We start from the raw sequence: 21,941 nt of genomic DNA on the forward strand, positions 1-21,941 counted from the left end.
ATTACTAAGGGAACTTTCGATGTTCTTCCACTTTTTCCTATGAATTTCGAGCGTTTCTCTCTCCCCGTCATGTATAATAGATTCCATATTTGGTTATAGGGGGATTCTGCTGTGTTCGACAGGATATTCAAGAGGAATTCGAAGCCGCCTCAAAGCAATCAACCGCAGCCGCAACCGAGCGGACCATCCGGCAAGCAGTCGAAGCAGCAGAATCAGCCACCGCTCGCGCCGGCGCGGAAGAGTCCCGAAGATCAGCGCAAGGACGATCTCGCCGCCGAAGGGAAGACCCAGATCCCTTTAATCGCCGATAATATCTATAAAGCGATGCTCGCCAAAGCCGGCGAGCAAACCTCGCAATTCCTCCTGACCAACAAAGAAGCGCAAGCGTTGCGCGAATCGATCAAGAAAGCGGCCAACAAGAAGGTAGAAGACGAAATCAAGGGCATGGATCCGAGTTCGGGGTATTCCGAATCCCAGAAATCCGATGCCAAGAAGCATGCCCTGGAGCAGGTTCAGAAGGCGAAGTTCCTGGAGGGAACTTTGAAGAAAGCGGCGCTGGATACGGTGAAAGCGACCATAAAAGAGGACAACAAGGAGAAGCTTGAGAAAAAAGCGCAGCCCGTCTACGATAATGCCCAGCCTAAACTCAAGATGCCGCTGGACAAACAGAAAGACGAAGTCAAGGAACAAGCGGAGAAGGAAGGACAGACCGAGTCCAACAGCTTGCTCGCCGGATTCGTCACGCAGATCAAGAAGGATCTGGCGGGCAAGATCAAGACGAATGCCGCATTCCTTAACGGCGACATAGAAGCAGACGCCATCGATACGGTGGGCAAGGAATTAACGGAACGCAAGCGGCTGGATGGCAAATTGACCGTCGATAACCAGTTTATTGATTCCCTTTACGATAACAAGCTGCTGGCGCCGATCAAACAGGCCGTGGTGATGAAGCTCGGCTACGATCGCGGCTTCTTCAGCAGAACCTCGGACGAGACCAAGAAGTTCGTCAAAGAGATGTCCGACGCGGCCGTGAACAAGGTAGGCGCGGAGATCGACACTGCGGTGGCCAACGACAATCGAACGAAGTCCAGCGAGGTCAGCAAGAAATACTACGGGATGATGGCGAGGGTCCAGGCGAGCTCGCTCACGAAGGGTTCGATCCAAGCCGGCATCGAGGAGAAAGCGGATGAGATTGCCAAGAAAGTCCTGCTCGACGCCAAGGCCAAGGACGGATTGACGGCTGCCGCCCAATCGTCCGCCTACGATGCGGCCAGAGTCAACGAAGGCGATGGCGAGAAGATCAGTGCCGCCTCCAAAAAAGGGGCTCAAATAAAAGCAATCGAGCTGCTGAAGGCCAACCAGTCGATCGCCGTGCTGGAAGCGCGGAAGATCACCAAAGGCGTAAAAGAGGACAAAGACAAGAACATCGCGGCGGCCCCTAAGGATCAAACGAAACGGGACGAAATCGCGAAGAAGATCGAGTCGAAGATCGACGAGAAAGACGTCGCGGGCAAGGCCGTCAATCAAACCCTCGAAGCGGATACGCTTGACGGCGGCTTCGCCAAGGTCGGCAAGATTATCGACCTCGCGGTGCCGAATCGCGGCGATTCCGCCGCGTTCGAATTCGAGCTCAAGATTCCGGTCGAACAGAGCGGCTCCGCCTACATTCTGTTCGGCTTGGCCGCGGAAGCGGAGCGAGACGAGAAAGATCTGACCGTGAACTCCCAGTTTACGTTCGGCGCCGGCTTCCAGACGTTCGGCTTGGATGCCAACTTCCGGGCAGGGTTGTTCTTGGAGAGCAAAGCGAAGGATTCCGTCGCCGTTATGAAGCTGTTCTCCTACGGCATGTACAGACAGATGCGCAATATCTCCACGACCGCCGCCGAATACTTCTGGGGCCAAGGCGGCAAGTCCGGCATGTCGAAGACGGAAGAAGCCGAATTGTGGGCGGCCATGATCGAACAGAAGCATATGAAGCAAGGCAATTACGTCGACGTCGGCCTGATGGGCAAGCTGCAGGGAGACATCAACGCGGGCGTCGCCAAGATGGGCGGCGAGATTGGCTATAAGCGGCTGAACCATTATGATAAAGAGACGATCCTCGACAAGATGGGCGGCGCCTCCAATACCACGGTCGGCTTCGGAGACGGTACCGACTCCACCGCGGCCGGCCTCAAGAATAAAGCCGACAAGATGGCTTTCGGCGTTCTCAAAAACGCGAACAAGCACGTCATCGAAGCCGGCGCGACAACCGAGGTCAAACTGGGCAATACGAGCGTCGGGTTCGGCCTAGAGGGCTCCCTTGCCTTCGTTAACGGCAAGATGAGAGCGCTGGAGATCGCCGCCAAAGGCTCGATTCCGTTCGCCTACGGAGAAGACGTCGCCGAATGGGCCAAGATTGCCTCCAAGTGGGTCACGCCGATCGTCGGAGGGGTCAAGAACGTCGTCGGCTTGCTGCATAGCAAGGTAGGAAACAAACCGGCAGCCGGCTCGCCGGTCAAAAAGAACGAGAACAAAGGTTTGAGAGGCGCGGGTTCCGTGCTCGACACCGGCTCGGACGTGCTGTTCACCGTACCGCAATTCGACACGCTAGGCAAGGGGTTAGCCGAGAAAATCCAAGGCGACGAGACGATCAACGACACCGTGCGCGGCTGGCTCACCGGAGAGAAGACCACGAGCGCTACCGAGAAAGCGAACAAGGTTCTGCTCTCCAGCACGCTCGACCTGTCGCTTAACTTCGAGAAGGAATGGAACAAAGGCGGCATCTCCAAGGGCTGGGAGATCGCGCTCGAAGCCGCGGAGACGAAGACGTTCGAGGTGGATGCGGAAGTGGTCAAGGTATCCGTCGAGAAATCCAAGAGCCTGGGCAAGCTGGGCTTCGGCATGAACGATAAAGGCGAACTGGAGTTCAAGGGCGGCTTGCTGGGATTCGAGAATTAAAAGTTTGAACCGATAAGGAGAACGATCCGTGATGGCGAACCAACGATCTACTCTGAATACGAAGCTTCCCGTTCAGCTTCTGGCGCTTGACGGCACGTCGATTCCCGCTACGGCGATCCATATCGCGTTGCAATATCAAGATTCCGTAGGAAGCTGCGAGATGACGCTGGAAGTCGGAGGCGCGACCGCTCAAGCCATTCTGGAACAGGAATGGTTCCACCTCTTCGCCAGCGCCAGGCTGGATCAGGCTTCCTTCGAGCCCGATCGACCCGTGCGATTGCTTGTCTCCCTGCGCCCGGCCATCGTTCGGAAGCTCGCTGCCCAAGGCTTGGACGCGGAGGACGTCTTCAACGCCTTGCTTCCGAACGCGGATGCTGCGGCTCTCCCCCTCTCGGTCCCGCTTAAACAGGCTGAGAGCTGGCTGGCGATCGAGCTGAAGCAAGAGCTCGCGCTGCCGGAGGAACTCACGAACGAGGGGACGATAAGCATCGGCTTGCGCACGAATTGGCGCGAGAAGCTGGCCGTTGGACCGGGTTTACGGGAAGGGAGCGGCACGAAGTCTTCCGTTTCCTTATACGCGCAGATGGAAAGCTACTTATCGAGCAAAGGCCTGAAGGCCGAGCCGATCAACGAAGAACTGATGAAGCTTCGATTCCATGCGGAAGAAGCCGAATGGGGCTGCGTCGTTCAGGTCGACGAGGACGCAAGGCTTCTTGTTCTCTACTCGGTCTTCCCGCACGCGATTCCGGCTCCCCTTCGCGAGGAGACCGCGCTGGCGTTCATGGGCGAGAATTACGGCAGCCTGCTGGGCAACTACGAGATGGACACGGAAGACGGCGAGCTGCGCTACCGTTCGACGATCCCCGCCGGACCCGAGCTGGACTATGGGATCCTATCGGCGGTATTGGCGGAGCATCTCAACGTCATGAGACACTTTATTCCGATTATCGCCGACGTCAGCGAGCAGAACGGGCTGTAAATAGAAGAAGCTGCCGCGAAGGTCTTTAAAACCTTTCGCGGCAGCTTCTTTCATACTAATAGCTTACGGATTCGTCGACCAGAGGCCGGCTTGCTTCAAGACGACTCTCGGATGCAGCTTCAGCTGCATGACCATGAATTCGGCGAGGTCCTCCGGCTGCATGACCTTCTCCGGATTGCCGTCCGTCAGCTTCAGCTCGACGGCCATGTCCGTTGCGATCGTGCTCGGCGTCAGCGTGGCCACGCGGATGTTCTTCTTGCGAACCTCAAGCATCAAGGATTCGCTTAGTCCGATAACCGCGGCCTTCGAAGCCGAATAGGCGCTTGTGGCCGGGGCGCCTCTCTGGCCGGCGGTCGAGGAGATATTGATGATGTCGCCCGTGTTGCGTTCCATCATCTCCGGCAATACCGCGCGAGTCGTGTAATACACGCCCTTGACGTTTACGTCGATGATCTTCGTCCATTCTTCGGGCGTCAGGTCCATGAAGCCGCCGAATTTGGAGATGGCGGCGTTGTTCACGAGAATATCGATGGGGCCGAGCTCTCCGCGAATGGATTCGACCGCAGCCGTGATGGATGCCAGATCCGCAACATCCCCCGCCGCAACGGCTACCTTGACGTCGTAGGACTTCAATTCCTCCGCTACCTTTTCTAGATTATCCAGCGTTCGTCCGACGAGACCGACGTGAATGCCTTCCTGCGCGAATGCGATTGCCGTAGCGCGCCCGATTCCTCGTCCCGCTCCCGTGATCAAAGCTACTTTTCCTGCGATTGCTTGCATGATTTCTAACCGCTCCTTTTGTGTTTATAAATCGTGATCAGTCTTGCCTACGCCCTTGCCTACGCCGCGAGAAAGCAGACATCTGCTTTAAGTTCACCCGATTCGAGTCTAAGGCATGGACGATTGTTCCGCAACAGAGTCCTCCTGAGGGCTCAGAGAGGCAGCTGCTTAGAAAATCGAAAGAACGGCATCACCCTCAATCTTCATCCTCTTCGAAGCCCTTCATGACCCGGCGAGGGAGCAACCAACCCGTCCACAGCAAAGCAGCGGCGAGCGCGGGGAACCAGAGAGCCGGATTGAACGGCAGGTTCGGCAGGCAAGCGACGAGCCAAGTTAGCGTCACCATGACGATTCCGCACGTTCGGGCGACGGAAGCGATGCTGCTCCCCCTCTCCTCCTGGGCCAGAGGGACGACCGAAGCGTTCTCGGCGAACCGTACCCGGCCGAGCTCGGTGATCTGCAAGCCGCCGACCAAGAACGCGATAACGAAAGCGATCAAGTCGATGACCGGCTTCTGGGCGAACGCCGTGACGAGCATCAAGAGGACGCTCCAGCGCCATAGAGCGCCGAAAGTCTCGCTGCGAAGCATGGTCTTGGCGTACAGGTACCGCCATGCGTTCTTCCTCTTCCAGCCCAGCCGATCCGCCGTCCAGACGACCCATAGGCGCCGAGCCGGCCTTGCGAATTCGGTCGGCAGATCGACAAACCAGCCTAAGAATCGGTTCCATCGGCGCTTCGCCGCCCCTTCTTCGGCGATCAGGCGATCCCAAGGCAGGGTGAGCTTGGGCGACAGCCGCGATAACGAATACCAGACGGCGACGGCGAGCACGGAGAAAAGGAGAGCCAAGCCGAACGACTTCAGCAGCAGAGCCGAGACGATGGCCGCAACGATGGCCCATCTTCCCAGCAGCAGCCCGATCCGCCACGCGGAGTCCGCCATCCGCCTCTCCAGCCATGCCGCGTGCACGTTCCATACGGCGAGCAGCGCGAGTGCGGCGGCAAGCGCCCATAAGGAACGGCCATCGGCCGCCGCCTCGGTAGCCGGAGCGCGGGTATAGATCGGCACGAAGATGCCGAAAGCGAGCAGCACCCGAATCGCGCTGGAGACCATCGATTGGCGAATCTGAGGCTTGAGCATGCCGTTTAGCATCTCCGACTCCAGCGGAAGCACGAAGACCGTATCCGAAGGCTGAAAATAAGTGCGAAACGGAGTCCATAAACAGAGCAGCGCCAGAACGATCCAGCCGACCCAAGCGGACGGCCACTGTTCGGGCATGTTCTTGACAATGCGGATGTACCCCATCACCAGCGTGATCAGGATACCCGAAACGACCAGGCCGAAGCCGCTTTGGAAAACATATCGGAAGTGCGGATAGATCTCCCGGCGGAACGCCTCCGCTCTGGAGGCTCTCAGCTTGCGAAGCTCGCCGAGCCTCTCCTCTCGGTTAGCGCCCAAGCTTCGTTCCCCCTCCTTGCTCCGCTTCAAGCACAAGCGCCTCGAACGCATCGTCGAGAGACGGCGCGTTTCCCGCTGCCCTCTTCACGTTCTCTGGAGTGCCTGAAGCGATGATTCTCCCTTGGTGGAGGACGATCAGATGATCCGCCCTTCTCTCCAGCGCGGGCAGAATGTGGGAGCTGAGCAGGATGGCGGAGCCCTGCGAGCGCGCTTCGTCCAGCGCGCCCGTCAACGCTCTCGTCGCGAGCGGGTCGAGCCCGAGGAACGGTTCGTCGATGATGAGCAGAGGCGGCGAGACGAGCAGCGCGTTCATCAGCATGACCTTCTGCTTCATCCCTTTGGACAGGGTATCGGGCAGATTGCCCATCGCCTTGTCCATGCGGAACGTCTCCGCCAGCTTGGCCGTTCGGCGCTCCGCCTCCTGCTCGTCCAGCCCGTAAGCCATGGCCGTCCAGCGCAGATGCTCCGCGACCGTCAGGTTCGGGAACAGCGAAGGCTGCTCCGGAACGTAGGCGCACGAGGAACGGAAGCGGTCGCGATCTTCCTCCAGCTTCACTCCGGCCACCCGGACCTCGCCCGAATGCGGAAGCATCAGCCCGAGGATATGCTTGATCGTCGTGCTTTTGCCCGCCCCGTTCAAGCCGATCAGCCCCGTCATCTGACCGGGGCCTATGGCGAAGCTGATTCCGTGCAGAACGGGCCTTCGCTGGCTGTATCCGCCCGTCAGTTCCTTGATCTCCAATGCCGGCGTCATCGCTATCTCCACTCCTCGCCTCGTTCTTCCATATGCTTTCATTATAAACGAGAGGAGACCAACGTTCAAAAAACGAGGCTATACGCTTAAGCTCCAAGCGATTTCGGCATGCGTTTCGGGAACCGAATCGTCGCCACGGTCCCTTCGCCGATCGAGCTCTGGATGGAGACTCCGTACGTTTTGCCGAATTGCAGCTTGATCCGCTGATCGACGTTGCGAATGCCGTAGCCGATCCCCTTCTCCGTAGGATCCAGCACCCGTCCGATCATCTCCTCCTTCATGCCGAGGCCGTTGTCCTCCACTTGAAGAACGATATCGCTTCCCTCCAGAGACGCCCGAATGACCAGATGGATCTCGTCGTCGTACCACGCGTGCTCGATGGCATTTTCCACGAACGGTTGAAGAATGAACTTCACGGTCTCGTAAGGAAGCGCCGCTTCGTCGATCTCGTACCGCACTTGAATCCGTTCGGCGTATTTGATGCGCTGAATGTCCAGGTACGAACGGATAATCTGCAGCTCCTTCTCCACCGAGATGATCGTCTCCCCTTTGCTCAGGGTAAGGCGATAGAACTTGGCGAGCTCGCGGATCATCTCCTGCATCGTCTCGATCTCGCCCAGCTTCGCCATCCGGCTGATGGAGGAGAACGTGTTGTATAGAAAATGAGGGTTCATCTGCGAATGAAGCACCTGCAGCTCGACGTCCTTTTTCTCCAGCTTGCTGACGTAGACCTCGTCGATCAATCGCTCCATGTTGGAGGCCATGTCGTTGAACGCCTCGCCGATCTGGGAGAATTCGTCCTTGCCCGGCACCGGCATCCGCTTGTTGAATTCGCCGTCCTTGAACGCCTTCATCAAACGTATCAGCTTCATGATCCTCTTGGAGAAGAACCGCGTCATCATCCAGCTGATGATCGCCAGAACGAGAATGCTGGCCAGACAGATAAGGATGGTCAGGATCCCGACCCTGCGGGAGCTCTCCTGGAAGGATGACTTCGGAATCCAGGCGACCAGGCTGGCGTCCATGTTCTCGATCGGGTGCACGATCTGCAGGTAGCTCTCGGGATGATCGAAGCCGTTCCCGCTTGGAACGGGCCTGGCGGACGGCTCCGTCTTGGAGCTGGAATACAACACCTGCTTATTGCCGTCCATGACGAACAGCAGGCTATCGCTGCCCAGCTTCGTATAATCGACGTCATAGAAAATATCTTCAAGCTTGACGCTGAGCCGAATCAAGCCGATGGTCGAGAGCGTATCGTAATTGATAATGGGACGCAGCAGCGAGATGCGGCCGATCGCGGCATCCCCCTCCACCTGCCGCCAGACGTTCGATTGATAAGTGAGATGCAGGGTTCTATACCAACCGGCGTTCTCGATCCGATCCAGATGATAGATGGAATATTGCCTTCTTTCGCCTGCCTTGGGGTCGCGATCCAGGTAATAATATTCGCTGATATTGTTGTTCTGCAGATAGATGGACAGCTTCGTATCGATATTCGGCAGATTCACCGCCGACTCGATCTTCGGAAGAATGTATTGCGTCATGATCGTGTATTTCTCGTAATCCAGATAATAGCCCGAAAGAATGCGCGACAGGGCTTGATCGGCGAAGATCGCCTCGGAGCCCCGGTACACGTCCGCCAGGCGGTAATCCGCGTTGCTTCCGGTCTGTCTGACGGCCACTTCCAGGTTGCTGCGGGCATGCTCTTCGCTAGAGTTAACGGAGGAAACATACGAATAACTCCCGATCACGATGACGGGAGTCAGAACGAGCACGAGATACGAGATCAGGAGCTTATATCGAATGGGAATGTAGTCGTTCTTTCGTTTGAAGGCCACTTCGGATCAACCCTGCTTTCGATAGTCTCCCGGCGTGATGCCGAATTGGTCGCGGAATAACCGGCTGAAGTAGGCGAGGCTCTTGTAGCCGACCCTGTCCGCGATCTCGTAGACCTTCAACCGCGAATCCAGCAGAAGCGCCTTCGCCCGCTCCATGCGATGCCGAACCAGATAATCGTTGAAGCTCTCTCCCATGTGGTCCTTGAACAGAAGACCCATGTGATTCGCCGAGTAAGAGAAGCGGTTCGCCAGCTCGCGCAGCGTCAATTCTTCCTCCAGGTGCTCCTGGACGTATTGCTCGATCGGCTCCATCAGCCGGCGGTTCTTGCCCTGCTTCTTGAAGAACAGCCGCTCGGAGATCTCGAACAGCGCCCGTCGCAGCCACGACTTGATGTCCTCCGCCGTCTCGAACTGCCGAACCGCGTCCAAGTGCTCGAATCCCCATCCGAGCAGGCTATGGAACGTCTCCCCCGCCGTTCGCAAGTAGGCTTCCAGCTTGGAGGCGACGTGGATCGAGAAGCTGTGGACTTTCTCCGGATGGTCGAAGGAACGGACGTTGTCGAACAGCTCTTCCATGCAATCGCAGATCTTGAGCAGATCGTATTGAGCCATCGCCGCGAAGATCTCGTCGAGAATCGCGTTCAAGTCCGTCGCATCCCTGGCGACTTGAAGCTTGGCGTGCGCGGGGGAGATGACCCGGTTCTTCCCGATGAACATCTTGTTGCCGATCAGTTCCTTGGCTTGAGCGAACGAGCGCGAGATCTCGTAAGGGAACGGCATCGGTTCTCCATAGCTGGAGGTCAGGGTAAAAGGAGTAGCGGCGCGCACCCGATCATTCAGCTCGTTCAAGGAATTCTCCAGCTCCCAGGCGTCGCCGGTATGGATAAAGGCGACCTGCGTTGCCGACAGCGAGCACCAAGGCCCGAAAGCGCCGCCCTCCATCGTTCGGATCACGAAGGCCATCGCCGCCTGCAGAGGGTTCTCCCGGTCGTCGCTCTCCGGCTTGCTCCGCCACATCACATCGTCCAGCTCGACGATCCCGGCGCGGGACACCCCTGCGGAATGCCCGAGCTTGAACCTTTCCATAAGGGGAGGGATCGCTTCCTTCGCGAGGCTCCCTTCCAGCAGATGCTGAAGAAAGTCGCCTTTGATATAGGCGAACGACTCGTCCAGCCGGGTCTGATCCTGCTTCCTCTTGATCGAATCGTCCAGGTCGGAGACGACCTTCTTCAGCAGGGCTTCGATCTCATCGTCGTCGATCGGCTTCAGTACGTATCCGTCCGCCTTTAAGTGAAGGGCTTGCTTGGCGTATTCGAAGTCCTGGTAGCCGCTGATGAAGATCGTGCGCAGGTCCGGGTTCTTCTCCATCGCCTTGCGCGAAAGCTCGAGTCCGGTCAGGACCGGCATCTTGATATCGGTTACAAGAATGTCGATAGGATACTCTTCCATATAGCTCAAAGCAGCGAGAGGCTTATTCTCGCTGCAGACAACCTCTATACCCAGCTTCGCCCAAGGAATCAGACGGCGAAGCCCTTCCAGATCGTACTTCTCGTCATCCACGACCACGGCTCTATACATGGCTCTGCGCTCCTTTATGGATAAAGAGAGGGTATGTAAATTATACCCTCTCACCGCTTGCTGATATAGTTGATTTTCTTAAGGAGTTCCCTTAAGAGATTCCCCTCTCTTACTGCCCGGCCAGCTTCTTCACGTTCGCCTGCCAGACGTTCGTCTTCCAAGCAAGCACCTTGTCGTAACCGATCTTCGCCGCTTCCTTGTCGGCCTTGTCGATCAGGCTAAGCACCTCTTCGTCGGACTTCGCGAAGATGATCTTCGGAATGAGCGCCTTGTATTGGTCTCTCAGGCGCTGCATGATAATGCCTTCCTCCGTATTCGGAGCCGGATCCAGGTTCGAGAATTGCGTGACGTCCATGGACGTCTTGAACGAGTAGTTCGCTTGCGCGACGGTCGTCCAGTCCTGCGCTTCTTCCGGCAGCAGCTTCTCGCGCTTCGCCTTGGTCGAGTCGACGTAGGACGTGTTGCCGTTCCAGTTGAACTCGCCGATCTTCAGCTCGTCGTACTTCTTCGGATCGCGGTTGATGTATGCGTCGTTCGGAATCGGGACGCCGTCTTCGACCTTGTCGTAGAACAGCCCCTCCGGGCCGAAGAAGATGACCTGCTGTCCTTCGGGACTCGATGCCCAATTCATATAAGAGAAGATCGCTTCCGGGTCTTTCGCGTTCGTCGTAATGACGTTGACGTTCCAGCCAAGCGTATTGTAGCCGCCCGGGAACACCTTGTTCTTGTCGACGCCCGCTTTGTGCACCGGCCAGATCGGCATGTAGCCGTCTTCCGGATCCTTCGCCTTGAGCAGGTTGTTCGCTTCGCGGCCGATGCCTTCGACGACGGCGTCGTAAGCGCCGAATACGGCGATCTTGCCGGTCTTCAGCTTCTCGAGGATCTGGTCGCGGGTCTCCGTGAACATGTCGTCGGAGGTGAGGCCTTGGCGGAACAGCTTGCTGCTGTAGAGCGCCGTGTCCTTGAAGCCTTGGTCTTGATAGATGGACGTCAGCTTGTCTCCGCTCGGGATGCCGAACGTGCTGCCCGGCGTAATGAACCCGTTATTGAGGTTCTCTCCGGAGCCGGTATAGAGCATGCCCATCATCTGCACGTCCGAGCCGTCGCGTATCTCGCCGAAGTCCAGCGGAACGACGTCCGGGTACTTCTGCTTGACGAGCTTCAGGTATGCCTCCAGATCCTCCCATGTCTCCAGCGGAGGAGAGCCGAGATCCTTGTATATCTTCTTCTCGACGATGTAAGCCGCGTTGCCGTTGCCGTTCTCGCCGCTAATGAACCAGTTCGGCAGCTGGTACAGCTTGCCGTCGCTGGAGCGAAGCATGTTCAGCGTCTGCTCGCCGACCGTCTTCACGTACTCCGGATACTTCTCCAGGTACGGATCAAGCGCGACCAGCTTGCCCGCCTGCTGCAGGCGTTCCACGTCTTTGCCCCGGTCGAGGACGATAACGTCCGGCAATTGGTTCGAGACGATCATCGTATTGAGCTTCTGCGCCGCCGCTCCGTTGGATTGGACCGGCTCGAGCGTAACCCCCAGGTTATCGGTGATCCATTTGCCTTGAGGGCGTTCCTCCCAAGTAGGCGCCGTATACCAATCATAGTTGACGAAAAGCGAGAATTTAACCGGCTTCACCTTAGCGGCCAAGCTTCCGGAATCCGTTGCCGGCGATTCCGAGGCCGAACCGCTCGGTGAAGCGGAAGGGCTCTCTTGGGCGGGACTTGCCGAACCGGATGGGCTCGGGGAGGACGCGTTATTGCCATTGCCGGAGCAAGCGGACAAGAGCATTGCTAGGCTCAAGACGCCGGCCGTTGCCAGACTTGCGCTCTTCTTTGCGGACATGTCGTTCTTTTCCCCTCTCTGATAGCTTCATTATATATGTCATCAGCGAAAGCCGCATGCAGGCTTCGCGAATAACCGCCGGAATGCTACTCTTTCATGGAGCCTACCATCGCGCCCTTCACGAAATACTTCTGAAGGAACGGATAGATGAGAAGGATCGGAAGAGTGGCCACCATCATCGTCGCCATCTGGATCGACTTGACCGTTACCGAGCCTTGAACCGCGCTCTGGGCGTAGGTGCTCAGGTTCGCGATCATCGTCGACGTCGTCCCGGAATTGACGATCTGGACGAGCTGCGTCTGCAGCGGAATGAGGCTCTGATCGCTGATGAACACCGCCGGAGTAAACCAGTCGTTCCACAGCGTGACCGCCGTGAACAGGCCGAGCGTCGCCATGACCGGCCCCGAGATCGGAAGCACGATCCGGAAGAACACCCCGAAGTTCGAGCAGCCGTCGATCCGGGCCGATTCCTCCAGGCCTTCGGGCAGCTCCTGGAAGAACGTGCGGAAGATGATCATGTTGTAGACGTTGACCATTCCGTGAATGATGAGGAAGGTAAACGTGTTATAGAGATGAAGGTTGTAAACGAGAACGAAATAAGGAATCAGGCCGCCGGAGAAGTACATCGTGACGACGCACAGGATCATGTACGTTTTCTTGAAGACGATGCCCTTCTTGGACAAGGCGTACGCGAACAGCGACGTGAAGAACATGGCGGCGAACGTGCCTAGAAGGGTGCGTGCGATCGTGATGAAGTAGGCGTTGTAGATGTTCTTCTCCTTGAACACGATCTGGTAATTCTCCAAGGTGAATTTTCTCGGCCAGAAGGTGATTCCGCCCGTTGCCGTGTCGCTGCCGACGTTGAAGGAGATCGCGAGAGAATTCCAGAACGGGTAGAACGTGATCAAGGCCAGCAAGATCAGAAAGACGTAGATGAAGGCATGCAGCCATTTATCGGATCGAGTAAGTCTCATTGGATCGCTTCCATTTCCTCAAGATGGTCTTGACCTTACCACAAGCTGGCCTTGCCCAGGCGCCTGGCGATTCCGTTGGCGATGAACAGCAGGAGGACGCTCAGGACGGACTTGAACAATCCCGCGGCCGTGGCGTAAGAGAATCTCTGATTGAGGATTCCCATCTGGTAGACGTAGGTGTCGATGACTTCCGCGTACGGCAATACGATCCCGTTGCTCAGGTTCTTGGTCATCAGGAGGATATCCTCGAAGCCCGCGTTCAGGGTGTTGCCGACGCCTAGAATCAGGAAGATGATAATGACGGGCGAGATGCCGGGAATCGTAATGAGAAAAATCTGCTTGATCTTGCTTGCCCCGTCCAAGGATGCGGCTTCATATAGGGCCGGATCGATTCCCGCGATGGCCGCCAGGTAGACGATCGAGCCGAAGCCGATCTCCTTCCAGACGTTGACCGATACAAGGATCCCCCAGAAGTATTCCGGGATCGACAGCCAGTTGATCGGCTCCTTGATCAGGTTAAACTGCACCAGCACGTCGTTCACGGGGCCGTTGTCGACGGCAAGCATGGAGAAAACAAGCCCGGAAACGACCACCCAAGAGATAAAGTGCGGAATGTACGTAACCGTCTGAATGACTCGCTTGAACGCCATCCGGCGAACTTCGTTAAGCATAAGCGCCAGAATAATAGGAGCCGGGAAGCCGATCGCCAGCTTCAGCAAGCTGATGCAGATCGTGTTCCGCATGATGTTCCAGAACTCCGGCGACTCGAAGAAAATCCGGAAGTGCTCGAAGCCGACCCAAGGACTCGCGTTAAATCCGGTGAACAGGTTGTACTCCTTGAAGGCGATCAGCACGCCCCACATCGGGATGTAGCTGAAGATCATGATGAAAGCCAGAGAAGGGAGAATCATCAGTTGATAGTCCCATTGACGTATAAAGCGCTTCCATAACCCTGCTTCCCCTGGAGCAAGCTCCCGCCCTGCGTTACGGGCAGATAAGTTGCTTCTCATGCCATCACTCTCTTCGAATTTGTTTTTGTCTTATGCTTTTATGCTAAAGGATGAGTCCCGGGAGAACTACTTCACGGATCAACGATTGTTTGACTAAATCAATGACGTTGAGATTGCCAATAAACGAAACGGCCGGCAACCTGCCGATTCCATAAGGAACGGGCGGGTTGCCGGCCGAAACGCGAAGCGCGCAGGGTCAAGCGCTGGGTTGAATTAGTCGACGATCTTGATCTCGGTGACGACGTTGTTCACGAGCTTCAGGTTAACCGTCTGGTTAGGAGACAGGGTTCCTTCTCCTCCCGTGATCTTCACGTCGCCGGATACGTTGTAGACGATCGTGCTCGTCGTCGAGTCAACGGTCTTCTGAACGGACAGAGTGGCGATCTTGCCGCTCGCGTTCAGCGTGAACATGATGATCTTGCCCGAATCCGCGGTCACGACGTCCTCTTTGACGGACTCCTTCACGTCGATGAAGACGACTTTATTCTCATAAGTGCGGAGGAACAGCTGGTCGCCTTCCTTCAGGTCGGACACCGCAACTTTCTTGTCGTTTCGGAAGATGAAGACGTCGCTGGCAAGCGTCAGGCTGACCGACGTTCCGTCCGCCTTCTTCACCGTCAGAGTCGATCCCTTGATGCCGGTGAGCGATCCGCTGATCGCTTGGGCGCTTTCTTCCTCCGGAAGCTGCTCGTCGGCGCGGTCCAGCAGAGCCGCCAGCTCGGCGCGGGTAACCGTCTGGTTCGGACGGAACGTGTTGTCGTTATAACCCGTGATGAGTCCCTTCTCGACCGCGACCGCTACGTAACCGACCGATGCTGCCGGAATCTGCTTCGCGTCCTTGAAGGTGAGCGCCGTGCTCATCTTTGCCTTCGCTTCCTCTTCAAGGCCGAGCGCCTTGACCAGCAGAATGGCCGACCACAGGCGGTCCGCCGGCTTCTCGGGCTGGAACGTCTTCGTGGATTCGTCGAAGAGGTCGTTCTTCAGCGCGACCGCGATGTAGCCGACGGCCCACGAATACTTCTTCTCGATCTTATCGGCGTCCGTGAAGTTGAGCTCCGCGTTCATGTTCTCGTCCTTCTCGGCTTCTTCCTTCAGGCCGAGCAGACGGACCGCCGCAACGATCGCTTCCACGCGGGTAATCGTGTTGCCCGGCTTGAAGCTGCCGTCTTCATAGCCGTTGAACACTTGCTTGGAGGCCAGACGGATAATGTGGGAATAGGCCCACTTCATGTCCTTCTCCGACACGTCCTTGAAGTCCAGGTTGTACTCGACCTTGGACTTGTTTTTATGATTGGAATTCGAATTCTTGTTCTTGTTGTCGTCGTTCCCATGCGCGAAGGCTCCGGAGGCGCTTCCTACCAGCATTCCGATGGCCAGCGTTCCAACAACGCTCTTTCTTAGGATAGGGCTCGTCAGAAAAGGACCTTTGTTCTCGTTTACAGGCGTCATTTAAGCAACACTCCCTTAGGTATTTATCATTCGGCGTCAAGTCCTCCCGCTTGCGAGGATCCCGTTGTCGCCATGCCCTGATAACCTTCGGGCCCGCCGCTCGAAGTCGTGGGGTAACCCTCCCAAAATAATCCTAAAGTCGCATAAAAAAGACCCTATTTCCAGGGAAAATCCGGAAAATAAGGTCTATAGTCCTCGTTAGCGATTCATTTAAGAAGGTTCTACCGTGTTCGCTGCGTTTCTCTTCTCTTTGAGCCAGCGCGGCGCTCCTTTGTTCTTGCTGTCCTTCTTGCGGTCCGCCTTCCCTTTGGACGCCTTCGGCGCCTGTCCGGCAGGCGGAGCCTTCTTCGCGGACGGCTCCGGTTTGGCCGGAGCTGGAACCGCTGCCGGAGTTCCCCGGCGACCGGAGGGCTCCTGCGGCCGCGCCTGCGATTGCGAGGCCGGCTTGCGAGCCCCCGTCTGCTCCGCCTTGAATTGCGGCCGATCCGCCTTGGCTGCCGGCCGTTCCGTTCCCTTAGCGACCGCTCTAGCCCTCGGCTCAGCCGGTACGGCCCGCGCTCCTCTCGCCTCGCTCGCGGGCAGAAGCTTGCCTTCCCTTAGCCGCAGCTCTTGGAACTCGATGCCGAGCTGCTTGCCGAGCTTGTTCGCGATGAAAGTCTCCTGCGGAGTCATCAGCATGATCGATTGCCCTTCGCGGCCCATGCGCCCGGTACGGCCCGCCCGGTGCACGTAATGGTCGGCATCCAGCGCCGGTTCATACTGAATGACCAGCGGAAGCCCGGGCACGTCCAAGCCGCGGGCGGCGACGTCGGATGCGATCAGCAGCTTCGTCCGGCCTTCCCGGAACCTCCTCATGACCTCGCCGCGTTCCTTGCCCGGCGTGTCGCCGTAGAGAGCATCCACGGAGAAGCCTTCGTAGCGAAGCTTGCTCAGCAGCTCGCCGATCCGCTCGATATCGTTGACGAAGATCAGCGCGCCGGTCGGCTTCAGATTCCTTGCGATCCGGCGAATCAGGTCGACTTTCTCCCGCTTGTCGCAGATCATGTAGCCGTGCTTGATCGTCTTCGGCAGGCCGAGCTCCGCTTCCTCGCTCGCCGGCTCCGCTTCCCACGGATTCCGAAGCCAGCGGCTCTCCGCCTCCTTCATCGCGTCCGTGCGGGTAGCCGAGACGAACACGGTCTGCCGGTCCTTGGCCATGCTTCTCAGCATCGATTCGACGTCGCTCTTGCCTCCCAGGGAGAAGACGCGGTCCGTCTCGTCGACGACCGCCAATCTCACCTGATGAAGCGGCAGCTTGCGCAGCGATACGACTTCGCGAACCCGCCCCGGGGTTCCGACGACAAGCTGAGGCTTGGACTTCATTCGATCCAACTGGCGGGACAACGCGGCGCCGCCGATCAAAGCGACGGTGCGGATGCCGAGCGGACCGCCATAAGTCTCCGCTACGCGGACGATCTGCATCGCCAGCTCCTGCGTAGGGGCCATTACGACCGCTTGCGTCTCTTTCTTGGCAGGATCGATCCGCTGCAGGATCGGCAGCAGGTAGGCCAGCGTCTTCCCCGAGCCCGTCGGCGAACGGAGAATGCCGTCGCGACCGGTCAGCAGCGCCGGAATCGCGCCGGCCTGAACCGTCGTCGGCTCCGCAATCCCTTCTTCCGCCAGCTTGAGAGCCAGCGCCTCGTTCAGCCCAAGCGCCGCGAATGCCGCCGTCGCAGCTGCGCGGCTCGGCTTCTCGTCTCCGGGGGGATTCAGATGTTCACTCATATCCTTCAAACTCCTCTCGATTCGGAGCTAATCGCTTCCCAATCCATCATTTCTTATTCAGAATGCCCGACAGCAGCTTGTCCGCCAGTCTCGGGAACAGCTGGAACAGCTTCGCCCCGGCTTGGGATAGGAAGGGCATGTCCTTCTCCGGCGTGCCGCGCTCGATCACCTTCACGATGGCTTCGGCGACCTGCTCGGGCTTCAGCATGAAGCTTCCCAGATTGCGCACGTAGGTCCCGTCCGGATCGGCCCGATCGAAGAACGGCGTATCGATCGGACCCGGGTTGACCGCGGATACCCGAATGCCGAACCCGCGGATATCCTGGCGAAGCGCGTTCGTGAAGCCAAGCAGAGCGTGCTTCGATGCGGTATAGGCCGTAGACTTCGATGTGGCTAGCTTGCCCGCAATCGAAGCCACATTCACGATGTGGCCGGATCCCGCTTCCCGCATGGAAGGGAAGACGGCTTGGCAGCACCGCACGACTCCCAGGTAATTGACATCGATCATCTCTTGGAACTGCGATAGTTTGGCGTCCGGGAATGCAATAAACTCCCCGAAGCCGGCATTGTTGACGAGCACGTCAATGCGTCCGTATCGCTGAAGGATGGCGCGCATCGTCTCTTGAACCTGATCTTCATCCGTCACGTCAAGCGGATAGACGGCATGCTCGTTCGTCAGCTCTGCCGCCACCTTGCCCAGCTTGTCCAGCGATCGGGCCGCCAGCACGACAATGGCGCCCTTCCCGGACAAGAGTCTCGCCGCCGCCGCTCCGACCCCGCTGGACGCTCCGGTCAGCACGACCACTTTATTCTTAACGGAACTTCTCATTCCTCGTTACCCCTCGCTTCGTTCTTCGCCGCCGGGCGCGCCCGTCCGGTCAAGAGAGCATAAGCATAATCCTCGCGCCCGCTCGCGCTTGCCCATCGGCTTGCCTGCTCCCAGTCATACTCGACCTGAATCGGCTCGACCGTCCATTCGCCGTTCTCGGCTCTGTCAGCCACGCAATAGCGGGCATGCGGCGATCCCGCTTCCATTGCATGCGGATAGGGCTCCTCGTCCTCATAAGCCGGCAGGCCGACGCTCCCTGGATTGACGATGGTTTGCCCGTTAGGCAGCTTCACCATTCGCGGAACATGGCTGTGCCCGCAGAAAATATACGTTGCCGTGACGCCGGCAAGTTCGCTAAACAGCTCTTCCGCGCTTTTAACCCCTGCGCCGTCACGGCTTATTTTCTCCAGCAGATAATCGCGGTTGGAGAACGGAGTTCCATGGCAGAACAACAAATCTTCGACCTGCCAGGTCTCCCGGAATCCACGGATCCAATCGATCGTCCGATCATCCAGGAGAGGCTTCACGAAGCCGTAGGTACCGGCAAGCGGCCTCTCCTCCAACAGAATATCGTCGCAATTGCCCATTATGGATACAATAGAAGGATGCCTTGCGAGCAAATCCGCCGTACCCATAGGGTCCAATGGACCGAAGAGGCTGTCTCCCAGATTGACGATTCTCGGAATGCCGCGCGCTTCGATATCCTTCAGCACGGCTTCAAGCGCCAAGCGATTGCCATGCACGTCCGATATCACGGCGATGGCGCCGCTCCGATTCCCCATCTTCCTCAACCCCCGTCGACAAGAAGTCGATAACATTCCATAAGGGCAACAAAAGCCCCTTAACGGGGCTCTAAAATCTAAGTATACGATTAGGCAGGGGCATTGCGCAAACTCGAATCCGATCTTTAAGCGATCATGACCTGGATCTCCAGCTCTCCGATTCCGTCCATGATGAGAGGCACGGCTAACGCGCGGCTGGCGGCCAGCGAATCGAACCGTTCCGAGTGGAAAATACGAGGCGGAGTGATGTCGACCTTGACGCCTTGATTGAACAGCATCGTGCTGGCGTTGCCGCTGATCATGTTGCTCAGCTCCGAGATCGCGCTCTTGCCCATCTCGTCGATCTCCGTAATCGCGAAACCGCCCATCATGGCGGAGATGATCTTAAGCGCGACGGATTCGCTTAAGCCGAAGACAATGTTGCCGCTCATTTGCCCGGTTAGCCCTATCTGTATCCAAACGTGGTGATCGACGAATTGAATATCCTTCACGGTGAGCTGTCCTGTGCTGGGCCGGATCTGGACCATCTGTTCGATGACATTGCGCGCGGATTCCAAGAACGGGTTGATGAACTCTGCCTTCAAAGCTTGCTCGCCCCCTTGCCATATTCCGACCATGAATTTCCTTTATTATACTTAAAGGTGAGGAACAAGTACACTTCTTTTTCTAGTAAAAGGGACTGCCAGCAGGGAAACATGTCGATAATTAGCGGTTTTTGCCTTCAAAATAGTTCTTGATACCCATCCTTCTAGAAGCGACGCCAGAAGCCGATCCGAACTATTCCGAAGCCCCCTTCCAGCCGTGCTCTCCCCCTTCGAACGACGGCTCCCAGAACCGCCCTTCCCTGGCGTCCGCCAGCGTATCGAGCAGCCACTTCTCCTCCGTCCGACCGAAATCGATCATTCCTTGGATCATCCTCGCGGAGCTTCTCGGGATGGCCGTCCCTTTGACGGCCAGAACCTGCTCCAGACGCTCGACCCGCTTCCGGCACTCTTCCAATTGAAGCTCGACGATCCCGATGACTTTGTCCGGATCCGCGTGGCGAAGGAAGGGCATCGCCATCATCATCGGGTGCTTGGGATACGCCGTCTTCTCCAATTGGGGGTAGAGAAGCGCCAGAAGCTCGTCCTTGCCCTCTGCGGTAATTTGATAGACCGTCTTGTCGTGACGAGGCTCCCCTTCGCTTGGAACGGCATCGATCGTCTCGATCATGCCGCTCTCGCGAAGCTGGTCCACCGCATAATAGAGGGAGCCGTCCTGCAGCCGGAACGCGTTGTTCCAATTGCGCTGCTTCATCGTCTGGCGAATGTCGTAGGGATGCCTGGGCTTCTCCATCAGAAGCCCCAGCACCATCAGCTTCATCGACATTCTTCCTAGCCTCTATGCGCGGACGCTTCGCCCGGCGCTTTCCGTTCCGCGGGTTCGCCGTCCGGCTTAGCCGCGAAGGTCAGACGAGCGTTGCCCATGAGCAAGGCGAACAGCAGAGCCGCTGCGGGCAGTACGATCGACCATTGGAAAATAAACAGGATCGAGTGGCCCAGCTTATCGAGCAGAGACTGCAGCACGTCGGCCGGAATCTTCATTCTCGCCTGAGTCTCCGGATCCAGCAGCGCTTGGCCTCCTTTGATCTTATCCGCCATCTGCGAAGCGCCCGGAAGCTCGCTGACGCTGGAATGGAAATACTGCTTCTGCATGGCGCCGAACACCGTCACCCCAAGCGCCGAACCGATCGTTCGGAAGAAGGTGATGAGCGAGGAGGCGGAGCCCTTGTATTGCGGCGGAATCGAGTTAAGCGTCGAGATGTTCAAGAGAGAGAACGAGATGCCGATGCCGAGACCGACCACGATCATGTACAGGATGATCTCGAGTCGGGACGAATCCAGGTTCATGGCGTAGCCGAGCAGCGAGCACCCGATCAGCAGGGTAAGCGCCGACGCCAGCATGGAATTGCGGTAAGGGAACTTGGAGGCGACCCGGCCGCCGATCTGGCTGCTCGCGACGACCCCCAGCATCATCGGGGTAAGAAGGGAGCTCGTCTCGGTTGCCGTCTTGTGGAAGACGCCTTGATAGAACAGCGGAATATAAGTAGCCGCCGCGATCATCACGCCCCCGTAGAGCATGCTGATCATCATGCTGCTGGTGAATACGCGCCCCTTGAACAAGCGGAGGGCGATAATCGGCTCCTTCGCCGCCCGTTCCACTCCCAGGAACGCGATCAGAAGAATGCCGGAGGCGACGAAGAACGCGATCGTTCTCCAAGAACCCCATCCCCAGCTGTCCGAGCCCAGCTCGAGAGCGAACATAAGGAACAGGACGGAACCCGCGAGCAGAACGGCGCCGGGCCAGTCGATGCTGACCTTCCGGGTATTCTTCGTCTCCTTGTAGCCTTTGAGGATGAACAAGAACGACAGAAGCCCGATCGGCACGTTAATGTAGAAGATCCACCGCCAGCTGATATTGTCGGTAATCAGGGCGCCCAGAATCGGGCCGAATACGCTGGATAAGCCGAAGACGGCGCCGAACAGCCCCATCATCTTGCCGCGCTTCTCCTGCGAGAACAGGTCGAAAATAATGGTGAACACGATCGGGGTCAGCGAGCCGGCGCCAATCCCCTGAATCGCCCGGTAAATAATCAGTTCCTCCATGTTCGTGGCCGTGCCGCACAGGATGGAGCCGAGAATGAACAATGCGATTCCCGAGAGGAAGAACCGCTTCCTTCCGTACATGTCGGACATCTTCCCGAGGATCGGGGTCGAGACGACCATCGCGATCATGTAAGCGGAGTACACCCAGGTGAACTTGTCGAGCCCGCCGAGCTTGCCGATGATCACCTTCATGGCCGTGGAGACGATCGTCTGGTCAAGCGCCGACATGAACAATCCAAGCAGCAGCCCGGCGATGACGAGCTTCGTGCTGCTTTGTTTCTTATCCATCCTTTATCCGCCCCATTTTACTCAAATTTGAATGATTC

The 21,941-nt window shown here is 57.6% G+C and carries 17 protein-coding genes; 2 read left to right on the forward strand and 15 right to left on the reverse strand.

Translation table 11 applies throughout. The annotated features are described in order from the left end of the window. Window positions 1-111 precede the first annotated feature (111 nt). Together ELR57_RS15780 and ELR57_RS15785 are read left to right on the forward strand one after the other, a co-directional pair. On the forward strand, window positions 112-2,940 hold the full coding sequence (locus ELR57_RS15780; RefSeq protein WP_126960067.1) for a hypothetical protein: 2,829 nt from the start codon (window positions 112-114) through the stop codon (window positions 2,938-2,940). 31 nt (window positions 2,941-2,971) lie between these two features. After that, the gene (locus ELR57_RS15785; RefSeq protein WP_126960068.1) at window positions 2,972-3,919 is read left to right on the forward strand and encodes a type III secretion system chaperone family protein; all 948 of its coding nucleotides are present in this window, start codon (window positions 2,972-2,974) and stop codon (window positions 3,917-3,919) included. A 63-nt stretch (window positions 3,920-3,982) separates the two neighbouring features. On the opposite strand, the gene ELR57_RS15790 is transcribed toward ELR57_RS15785, so the two are convergent. The 15 genes from ELR57_RS15790 to ELR57_RS15860 all read right to left on the reverse strand — a co-directional run bounded on the left by ELR57_RS15790 (window position 3,983) and on the right by ELR57_RS15860 (window position 21,903). After that, a complete protein-coding gene (locus tag ELR57_RS15790; RefSeq protein ID WP_126960069.1) occupies window positions 3,983-4,699 on the reverse strand; it encodes a 3-ketoacyl-ACP reductase in 717 nt (238 codons plus the stop codon). Between the two features lie 196 nt (window positions 4,700-4,895). Next, the gene (locus tag ELR57_RS15795; protein ID WP_158630045.1) at window positions 4,896-6,155 is read right to left on the reverse strand and encodes an ABC transporter permease; all 1,260 of its coding nucleotides are present in this window, start codon (window positions 6,153-6,155) and stop codon (window positions 4,896-4,898) included. Then, entirely contained in the window at window positions 6,145-6,909 is a 765-nt protein-coding gene (locus ELR57_RS15800) for an ABC transporter ATP-binding protein (RefSeq protein WP_126960071.1), read from the reverse strand. Before ELR57_RS15800 ends, ELR57_RS15795 begins: the two co-directional genes overlap by 11 nt. 86 nt (window positions 6,910-6,995) lie before the next feature. Further along, on the reverse strand, window positions 6,996-8,747 hold the full coding sequence (locus ELR57_RS15805) for a sensor histidine kinase (protein WP_126960072.1): 1,752 nt from the start codon (window positions 8,745-8,747) through the stop codon (window positions 6,996-6,998). Window positions 8,748-8,753: 6 nt separating this feature from the next. Next, window positions 8,754-10,325: a helix-turn-helix domain-containing protein gene (locus ELR57_RS15810; protein WP_126960073.1), complete on the reverse strand. Its 1,572-nt coding sequence runs from the start codon at window positions 10,323-10,325 to the stop codon at window positions 8,754-8,756. A 109-nt stretch (window positions 10,326-10,434) separates the two neighbouring features. Then, window positions 10,435-12,162 (reverse strand): extracellular solute-binding protein, encoded by a 1,728-nt coding sequence (locus tag ELR57_RS15815; protein WP_126960074.1) that lies wholly within the window; start codon window positions 12,160-12,162, stop codon window positions 10,435-10,437. Window positions 12,163-12,248: 86 nt separating this feature from the next. Beyond that, entirely contained in the window at window positions 12,249-13,136 is an 888-nt protein-coding gene (locus ELR57_RS15820; protein WP_126960075.1) for a carbohydrate ABC transporter permease, read from the reverse strand. A gap of 35 nt (window positions 13,137-13,171) precedes the next feature. Continuing rightward, complete coding sequence (locus ELR57_RS15825; RefSeq protein WP_126960076.1) at window positions 13,172-14,146, reverse strand: ABC transporter permease; 975 nt, start codon at window positions 14,144-14,146, stop codon at window positions 13,172-13,174. Window positions 14,147-14,359: 213 nt separating this feature from the next. Continuing rightward, window positions 14,360-15,595, reverse strand: coding sequence for an S-layer homology domain-containing protein (locus ELR57_RS15830; RefSeq protein ID WP_126960077.1), 1,236 nt, complete (start codon window positions 15,593-15,595; stop codon window positions 14,360-14,362). A gap of 210 nt (window positions 15,596-15,805) precedes the next feature. Further along, window positions 15,806-17,359 (reverse strand): DEAD/DEAH box helicase, encoded by a 1,554-nt coding sequence (locus tag ELR57_RS15835; RefSeq protein ID WP_126960078.1) that lies wholly within the window; start codon window positions 17,357-17,359, stop codon window positions 15,806-15,808. A 46-nt stretch (window positions 17,360-17,405) separates the two neighbouring features. Then, a complete protein-coding gene (locus ELR57_RS15840; RefSeq protein ID WP_126960079.1) occupies window positions 17,406-18,188 on the reverse strand; it encodes an SDR family NAD(P)-dependent oxidoreductase in 783 nt (260 codons plus the stop codon). Further along, window positions 18,185-18,970 carry a metallophosphoesterase family protein gene (locus ELR57_RS15845; protein WP_192896585.1) on the reverse strand — a complete coding sequence of 262 codons (786 nt, stop codon included), beginning with the start codon at window positions 18,968-18,970 and terminating at the stop codon, window positions 18,185-18,187. Before ELR57_RS15845 ends, ELR57_RS15840 begins: the two co-directional genes overlap by 4 nt. A 125-nt stretch (window positions 18,971-19,095) precedes the next feature. Next, window positions 19,096-19,554 carry a chemotaxis protein CheX gene (locus ELR57_RS15850; protein WP_126960081.1) on the reverse strand — a complete coding sequence of 153 codons (459 nt, stop codon included), beginning with the start codon at window positions 19,552-19,554 and terminating at the stop codon, window positions 19,096-19,098. Window positions 19,555-19,747: 193 nt separating this feature from the next. Continuing rightward, window positions 19,748-20,338, reverse strand: coding sequence for a PadR family transcriptional regulator (locus ELR57_RS15855; protein ID WP_126960082.1), 591 nt, complete (start codon window positions 20,336-20,338; stop codon window positions 19,748-19,750). A gap of 5 nt (window positions 20,339-20,343) precedes the next feature. Beyond that, window positions 20,344-21,903, reverse strand: coding sequence for an MDR family MFS transporter (locus ELR57_RS15860; RefSeq protein WP_126960083.1), 1,560 nt, complete (start codon window positions 21,901-21,903; stop codon window positions 20,344-20,346). Between the last annotated feature and the right edge of the window lie 38 nt (window positions 21,904-21,941).

The sequence above is a fragment of the Cohnella sp. AR92 genome (genome assembly GCF_003990975.1).
Lineage (GTDB): Bacteria > Bacillota > Bacilli > Paenibacillales > Paenibacillaceae > Cohnella.